Below are 7,600 nucleotides of genomic sequence, written 5' to 3' on the forward strand. Positions count from 1 at the left end.
ATCGGTTTTGTCGCCGCAAGGGCGGAGTCGTTCGGCAGTATTGTGGCACAGGGCGTCCAATGTTCAAACGTAATACATCATCTGTAATGTTTAGTAATACTTCAATTGCCGTCAAATAAGGGCCCAGGTCGTGCGTTTGCCGTGCGCTGATGGCCGCGAGGGACGAGAAACCCCATATAACGTGTACACTATGGAAGTTATTTTCGTTCATTCACGCGGGTGGGCACCGGCTCCCCGCCAACAAGAGGGGGAAACCATGGATCAAAAGGCTTCCGCAAAGGTCCTCGTACTCGACTTTGGTGCGCAGTACGGTCAGCTCATTGCCCGTCGCGTCCGCGACCTCAACGTGTATTCCGAGATCGTTCCCTGCGACATCTCGGCCGATGAGATTCGCGAGATGAACGCCTCTGCGCTCATCCTTTCTGGCGGCCCGGCCTCTGTGTACGCCGAGGACGCTCCGTCCATCGATCCTGCCATCTTTGACCTGGGCCTTCCCGTCCTGGGCTTCTGCTACGGCCATCAGATCACGGCCGTGACGCTCGGCGGCAAGGTCGGGCACTCCGAGGTGGGCGAGTACGGCCGCGCCACTATTACGCGCACTGCCGGCGCCAAGCTCTTTAACTCCACGCCCATGGAGCAAACCGTGTGGATGAGCCACCGCGACGCCGTGTCCGAGGTGCCCGAGGGCTTTACCGTTACCGCCAGCACTGACGTGTGCCCGGTTGCCGCCATGGAGTGCGTCGAGCGCAAGATTTTCACCACGCAGTTCCACCCCGAGGTCAAGCACTCCGAGTACGGTCAGCAGCTGCTGAGCAACTTCCTGTTTGAGATCTGCGGCCTGGAGCCCAACTGGAGCATGGACAACCTGGTCGAGACCATGACGGCCGAGTTCCGCGAGAAGGTCGGCGACGACCGCGTGATTTTGGCCCTGTCTGGCGGTGTCGATTCCTCCGTCGTGGCTGCACTGGGCGCCCGTGCCGTGGGCAAGCAGATGACCTGCGTGTTCATCAACCACGGCCTGCTGCGCAAGGGCGAGCCCGAGCAGGTGGAGGAGGTCTTCACCAAGCAGTTTGACGTCGACTTTATCCACGTCCACGCCGAGGACCGTTATGCCGAGCTTCTGGCCGGCGTGACCGAGCCCGAGGAGAAGCGCCGCATCATCGGTACGCAGTTCTGGAAAGAGTTCTTCGCCGTGGCGCAACAGCTTGAGACCGATGGCAAGCCGGTCAAGTACCTGGCTCAGGGCACCATCTACCCCGACATCATCGAGTCCGGCGCTCGCAAGACGGGTGGCAAGACGGCCACCATCAAGAGCCACCACAACCTGATCCCGTTCCCCGAGGGCGTGCACTTCGACCTTATTGAGCCGCTCGACCACTTCTTTAAGGACGAGGTCCGCGCACTTGGTCTGGCGCTTGGCCTGCCGGGTCATATCGTGTTCCGCCAGCCTTTCCCGGGCCCGGGTCTGGCCATCCGCATCATCGGTGCGGTCGACAAGGAGAAGCTCGAGATTCTCAAGAATGCCGACGCTATCGTGCGCGAGGAGCTCGACGCCTACAACCAGCGTCTGTTTGAGCAGACCGGCGAGCGCAACTCCGAGCACAGCTGCTGGCAGTATTTCGCGGTCCTGCCCGACATTAAGTCCGTGGGCGTTATGGGCGACGAGCGCACCTACCAGCGCCCGATCATCCTGCGCGCCGTCGAGTCCAGCGATGCCATGACCGCCGACTGGGCCAAGCTGCCCTACGACGTCCTGGCCCGCATCTCGGGCCGCATCGTTGCCGAGGTCCCCGGCGCCAACCGCGTGTGCTACGACATCACGTCCAAGCCGCCCGCGACGATCGAGTGGGAGTAAACGATATTCGTTGATTTCAAGCCTCTGACCTGCGAAAACAGGTCGGGGGCTTCTTGTTTTGCAACCTCTGTGCAACCTTGCGGTTTCGCGCCCCGTGAACAGGGGACGTAGCACTGTTCACGTCTGGGCCCATGTCGGCACCGATCAATGCCCGTGCTGCTTCTACTTGCGCTTCAGCTTCCGCCGCTCGAAGCTCGTCGCCCGGGGTTCCTCGCCAGAGGAGAGCTGACCGTTCCTTGCGAAACCGCGAGACCAGCTATATCCGCTTGCTGCGGGCTTGCTTGAGCCAGTTCCTCTTGAAAGAGCCTATACCTCCGAAGAACTTGTTGTACGTCTCACCGTTCTCCTTGGCCTCGTACTTGACCAAGGCAAGTTCGATGGTGCAGAGGTAATCCGCCACTTGCTCGAGGCGGTAGTCGGTCATCGAGGTCTTGCGGCGTCGGACGACCCCTTTTGAGAGGACCTTGCCCACCGAGCGGTCGAGCGCCTGCTTGACAATGTCCTGACCGTTGTCGTAGTAAACCTTCACATCGTCGAAGGATTGAAAGAAGCCCAGGTGTTCAATCATGGCAGAGGAGATATCGCGCCCCATACGCTCCATTAGCCTTGCCGGGTCTTCGAACTGGCTGCGGCGGTAGACGAACGTGATATAGGAAATGGGAAGTTTGCGGATGAACGAGGAGAAGTAGGCGAGCATCACCTTGCGCTGCTCGATGTCAAGAAACTCATAGTCCTTGTGCCCGTTCATGAGAGGCTCGGAGTGAAACGGAATGTTAGGGAGATCGGCCCTGGCAAGCTTGGCCTCATAGCCCGTGACCGCCCCGGCGATGCTGTCTGCCTGGTCGTGAAAGACGAGTGTGAGCAGGTAGTAACGGGCTTTGCCGCCGCGGTCGCCGCTCTCGTCGACGAAGATGCTGAGCTCCTTGGCCAATGGGGACTCCTAATGGAATAGATAAAAAAATAGCCGGGGGACTCCCCCGGCACTTGGAGGTAGCTTAATGAGCCACCAACAACCTTATAGCATGCGCTGGCGGTGAATGCAAGGGGGGCGAGCCGGTACATTGCGTCGCGGCTGATACGCAGCATCGCGCACGCCTCGTCGGTGCCGAATATCGCGTTGGTCGATGCGATGAGCCTCACCTGGCTCCCGCTAATGCTCTTGGTCATGGTTGTCCTCGAGCTCCTTTCGTCTCGAGGCTCCCTCGCGTCCCCGGCCGCGGGCGGCTCCCGGGGCGGTCGCCGCCGTCATTTCCTCCCGCTCCTCGACTCGATGTAGGCGTCTACTGACGCCCTCGAAACCAGGAGCTTCCTGCCGAGCCTGTACGAGTCGATCTTTCCCGACCGGATGAGGCCGTACGCCTTGTTTCGGCTCGCCCTCATGTACTCCTGCATCTCGATCACCGTCATCCATTCGTCGCGATCTTGGTTGCCCTCGGGCGCGACGCATTCGGCCGTGCGTGCCATGGTTCCTCCAATCTTCCCGTGCGGCACCGCGCGAGCACGCCGCACGGCACCGTGTCCCTTTTCGTCTGCGCGACGATTGAACCGCCTGATTGCGGTTGGCGCGCACGGCGGGAGCGGAGACGGGTCGAGGTGGGTCGAGCTGGTCGGGCCTTCACGAAACGGCCATGAGTTGCGCGCCTTAGCTCGTGGCTAAGTCCCCGAAAAGCAAAAGGCGCCCATGCGGGCGCCTGGCTAGGATCGAGGTTCGTTCGTTCGTGGTCGGAATGCACGTCTTCCGCGGTGCTGTGGTCCGGGGTCCGGCATCTGTCGTTCGCCTCTTCTGTCGTGTTTGATGTTGCGTGTTATGCGAGCGACCTTTCGCGGGCCTGCCGGCCCGTTGCCCCAGGTGCACCCGGGTAAATGGTACCCACCCATTGGGACGTGGGCACCGCGGGAGGGGCGTCTGGGCAAACTGGAACGGACGAGCGGCGGGGTTCAAAATGCAATAATTCGAGCTAAAGGGCCTTGTACTCTCTTTTGTAAAACGCGAGGGCGCAATAAACTCGACGATCCCCCTGAACCTTTTCTGAACGAATCAGCTCTTAGGCGGTATGACGCGACACGCATCGGTAGTGCTCGGACTGGGTTAGTCATCGAGTGAGTATAGAACATACGTTCTGTATAACGTTATAGCACCAGGTGGCAGGCGTAGTTTCAATCGAAGCTACGCCTGCTGCTATATATGGGTCGATGGTGGTATCAATGACCGCGATGCTTCTGTTTGCGCTTCAGTTTTCGCTGCTCGAAGCGCGCCTCCGCCTCATCCGCGCGACGCTGGCTTCTTGCTTGGGCCGATTCCCGCTTCATCGTCTCCCGCTGATTCGCGAGCGCCTGCTGCGCCTTGGTGCTCATCGCCGGCTGCTTAAGTGCTTTCGCCGCCTCGCGAGCGCGTCGCTTGGGGCTCTTCGCGGGCTTGCTTGTTTCAGTGGCCTCGTCGCCGAAGAACGCGAGCTTCGCCCATTTGCCGACAACGAATCGCAGGATCTCCTCATTGGACGGCTCCGCGCCGAAGACGATGCGGGCGGCGCCGTATCTGCCGTCCTCGACGTGCTCCGCCAGCCCGACCCAGAATTGGCCGTCGTGATATACGGTCAGGGTGGACGACACGCTGATCTGCATGGCTGGTTCCTCCTTTATGTAGATGACCATGCAGAGAAGGGACAACCAAGGAGGCAGGTTACTGATGCGGACTCCCGCACGCCCACGACTACCCGACGGGGACTGTGTTTTCATCTCTGGTGCCCGCATTGTAGCACGCGCGGATTCACGATGTTGATTGCCGGTGCCTAGACGGAGATGAAGGCGGTTCGATCTAGGTCAAGCCGGTCGCTCGTTCATGAAGCGGCCGATTCCCTGAAAATAAAAGGCGCCCACGAGGACACCTACAGGCTATCTTCGAACTACTTGATTTGGAGCAGACGGAGGAAAAAAATAGGGCAGAATCGCTCTCACGATCCCGCCCCGCAAACCCGAGGGTTTCTAACTGGCTCCATTATTCCGGGCTTCTCAGTTCTGTCATTGACCCAGGTATCACCCGTCTCCTATAGCGGGTGAATATAAAAATAGGGCAGAGTCGCTTGCGCAAGTCCGCCCCTAAAACCGTGAAGGTTTTGCTATCTGCAGGCTATTCTACCAACCCGAGCGATTCTGTCAACCTGCGAAGGAATTCGAGCGCGGAGCGAGCTGCGGCGTCGGGCCCCTTGTCGGGCAGCGCCTCGGTTTCGCCGTCGGCCCTGGCGAACATCTCGGCGAGCTCGGATGCGGCGCGCGAGCGCGAGGAGCCCTCGGGTACCAAGCCGGAGTGCGCCACGAGCACGGTCGCGACCTCCTGCATGGCCGTGTTCCCCATCCACTTCCTCCTGGTCGCCTTGGGAATTCCCACGGCGGCGACCCTTCGGGAGACGCCGCTGGACGCCGAGCCCCGGGCGGCGCCCCTCTCGGCGAAGCAGTTGATCAGGCACGAGCCGTGCGCGGCGCAGTTGCGGACGGACTTCACGCGCTTGAGGTCGTAGTGGGAGGCCTCGAGGCGCCTGTCGCCCCATCGCCTGGCGCAGAAGCGCACGAAGTCGATGAGGGTGCCGAACGAGGTGAGCTCAAGGAAGGCCCAGGCGGGCATGTCGCCGGAGTACTTCGCGTAGAGGCTCGAGCTGTAGGGGCTGCGGCCGCTCATCTTGAGCTCGCGCAGGCGGTACTCCCTGTTTGCAGCGGTAAGCGATGCCATGTAGTCGGCCACGATGGCGTAGCCGTCCTCTCCGCGGTCCTCCATCTCGCGAAGCAGTGTCACCTTCTGGAAGTGCTCGATGTCGAGCGTCATGCCGAGCAGGGCGTGGCGCAGCTCCTGGTCGAGCGCCGCGAGCAGGCGCAGCTGGCCGAAGTCGAGGTCTACGTAGCGGCCGTCGCGCGGGCCTCCCTCGTATTTCGAGAAGAGTTTGCGGTAGGATGCGAGCTTGAAGAAGTTGCACTTGTCGCGCAGGTAGTCCGCGGCCTCTTCCTCGGAACACAGCTCGAAGGCTACGCCCTTCTGCTTGAGGTGCTCTATCTGCTGCTCGATCGTGAGGATCGGCTTCCTATCGTGGGGTTCGGCCATGCTCGGTCTCCTGTCATTGATTTGAGAATCCTATTCTACCAGCATGTTTGCCCTGAATCCTGAAGGCCCGTTCGCCAACTCATAAGCAAGCCACCTGAGACTACTCACTTTGTTCACGAATGGCAAAGACCTGCGACCTGGGGTTTTGCAAATGGCGCGCAAGCCACCCGCGTTAATTCACTTGCGATTGCAGCTGGCGGCTTGCAGGCAAAAGGGCGGTTGAGTTTCAAAACGGGCGTTTTCGGCGCCATTGAGCCTCCAAAGGCGACCCGCCGCGCACTTTGGGACAAAAACAAAAACTCAAAGCCCTGAGTTTGAAAAAAGTTTTTGAGGTTGTCCCAACTTTTGTCCCCGAAGCCGACGAAACGCGACATCGCGTCATTCGGCGGCACGCGTTCCGTGTCGATGCCGAAAACTGGATGCAACTGGAATGACGGGACGGCAGAACCGACGCCATCGAGTGGGAATAGAACAGACGTTCGATTCTGTGTTATAATATCCTGCAATGGGCGCGGCCTCTTCCGAAGCCGCGCCCATTGCTATATTTGGTCGGATATCGATGGAAACCCAAGCTCAGGGAGGTTTGTTGCGATGGCATACGATTTCAAGAAGGAGTTCAGGGAGCTCTACAGGCCGTCCGGCAAGCCGAGCATCGTAACCGTTCCGCCTATGAGCTACGTCGCCGTGCGGGGCAAGGGCAATCCCAATGCCGAAGGCGGCGAGTACCAGAACGCGTTGCCGCTGCTCTACGGCGTCGCTTATACCATCAAGATGTCGAAGAAGAGCCCGCGAGAGATCGAAGGCTATTTCGACTTCGTCGTGCCTCCGCTCGAGGGCTTCTGGTGGCAAGACCGCACCGATGGCGAGATTGATTATGCGCGGAAGGATGACTTCAACTTCATCTCGTGCATCCGTCTGCCCGATTTCGTCACTCGCGAGGACTTCGACTGGGCAGTTTCGGAAGCTGCCGCCAAGAAGAAGCTGGACTTCTCGGCGGTCGAGCTGCTGAGGGTCGACGAGGGCCTTTGCGTTCAGTGCATGCATACCGGGCCTTACGACGACGAGCCGGCGACCATAGACGCCATGCGCACATTCGCGGCGGAACGGGGCTACGCCCCCGACTTCTCCGAAGCCCGTCTGCATCACGAGATTTACCTCTCCGACCCGCGCAAGTGCGCGCCGGAGAAGCTCAAGACCGTGATCCGTCATCCCATAAAGTTGATTTAGCGAAGCGAGTGACGCCGATCGCTTCGGCTTTTTGGGGGCTCACCGTGGCGTGGTCGGCAACGGGACGCGCCATGCGACCGGTGGGGGAGCCGAGGCGCGGGAGCGCGCGTTCGTTTGCACCGCCTCGCACGACCTCGTCACCCCGCTCATGGCGGTGACCGCGAACTGCGACGTGCTTGAAGCGGAGGCATCCGATCAGGCCGGCCTTGCGTCCTGGGTCGCCAACATCCGTGCAGCGGCGGACGAGATGGCGACTCGCATCGCTGGCATGCTCATGCACATGGGCGGCGACTAGACAGGGCGATCCCTGCAACGGGCATTATTATCTGGGAAGCGTTTGATTGCGAGGCACGCCGGTGTGAGGGCCTGATTCGTCAGATCCCGCACAGGGGGACCGCGATGGTGGCCACCGCGCCGCCCGAGGGGCT

Annotated in this window: 8 protein-coding genes; 3 read left to right on the forward strand and 5 right to left on the reverse strand. The window is 60.6% G+C overall.

Annotation, left to right across the window (positions count from 1 at the left end; translation table 11 throughout):
* Positions 1-256: 256 nt before the first annotated feature.
* Positions 257-1,855: a glutamine-hydrolyzing GMP synthase gene (guaA, locus tag DW823_RS05675; protein ID WP_035136929.1), complete on the forward strand. Its 1,599-nt coding sequence runs from the start codon at positions 257-259 to the stop codon at positions 1,853-1,855.
* A 256-nt stretch (positions 1,856-2,111) separates the two neighbouring features.
* Here guaA and DW823_RS05680 read toward each other — a convergent pair whose 3' ends face one another.
* From DW823_RS05680 to DW823_RS09695, 5 genes are all read right to left on the reverse strand, one after another.
* Positions 2,112-2,786: a DUF3800 domain-containing protein gene (locus DW823_RS05680; protein ID WP_118080964.1), complete on the reverse strand. Its 675-nt coding sequence runs from the start codon at positions 2,784-2,786 to the stop codon at positions 2,112-2,114.
* Positions 2,787-3,100: 314 nt separating this feature from the next.
* Positions 3,101-3,319 carry a helix-turn-helix domain-containing protein gene (locus tag DW823_RS05690; RefSeq protein ID WP_118080966.1) on the reverse strand — a complete coding sequence of 73 codons (219 nt, stop codon included), beginning with the start codon at positions 3,317-3,319 and terminating at the stop codon, positions 3,101-3,103.
* Between the two features lie 738 nt (positions 3,320-4,057).
* Positions 4,058-4,477, reverse strand: a complete 420-nt coding sequence (locus DW823_RS05695; RefSeq protein WP_117848944.1) for a YjdF family protein — start codon at positions 4,475-4,477, stop codon at positions 4,058-4,060.
* Between the two features lie 505 nt (positions 4,478-4,982).
* On the reverse strand, positions 4,983-5,945 hold the full coding sequence (locus tag DW823_RS05700; protein ID WP_117848942.1) for an Abi family protein: 963 nt from the start codon (positions 5,943-5,945) through the stop codon (positions 4,983-4,985).
* 113 nt (positions 5,946-6,058) lie between these two features.
* A complete protein-coding gene (locus DW823_RS09695; protein ID WP_147332651.1) occupies positions 6,059-6,451 on the reverse strand; it encodes a hypothetical protein in 393 nt (130 codons plus the stop codon).
* An 85-nt stretch (positions 6,452-6,536) separates the two neighbouring features.
* Between DW823_RS09695 and DW823_RS05705 the strand changes: the two genes are divergently transcribed.
* Together DW823_RS05705 and DW823_RS05710 are read left to right on the forward strand one after the other, a co-directional pair.
* Positions 6,537-7,172 carry a GyrI-like domain-containing protein gene (locus DW823_RS05705; protein ID WP_117848940.1) on the forward strand — a complete coding sequence of 212 codons (636 nt, stop codon included), beginning with the start codon at positions 6,537-6,539 and terminating at the stop codon, positions 7,170-7,172.
* A gap of 31 nt (positions 7,173-7,203) precedes the next feature.
* On the forward strand, positions 7,204-7,467 hold the full coding sequence (locus DW823_RS05710; RefSeq protein ID WP_147350660.1) for a hypothetical protein: 264 nt from the start codon (positions 7,204-7,206) through the stop codon (positions 7,465-7,467).
* The last annotated feature ends 133 nt before the right edge of the window (positions 7,468-7,600 follow it).

It is taken from the genome of Collinsella sp. AM34-10 (genome assembly GCF_003469185.1).
Lineage (GTDB): Bacteria > Actinomycetota > Coriobacteriia > Coriobacteriales > Coriobacteriaceae > Collinsella.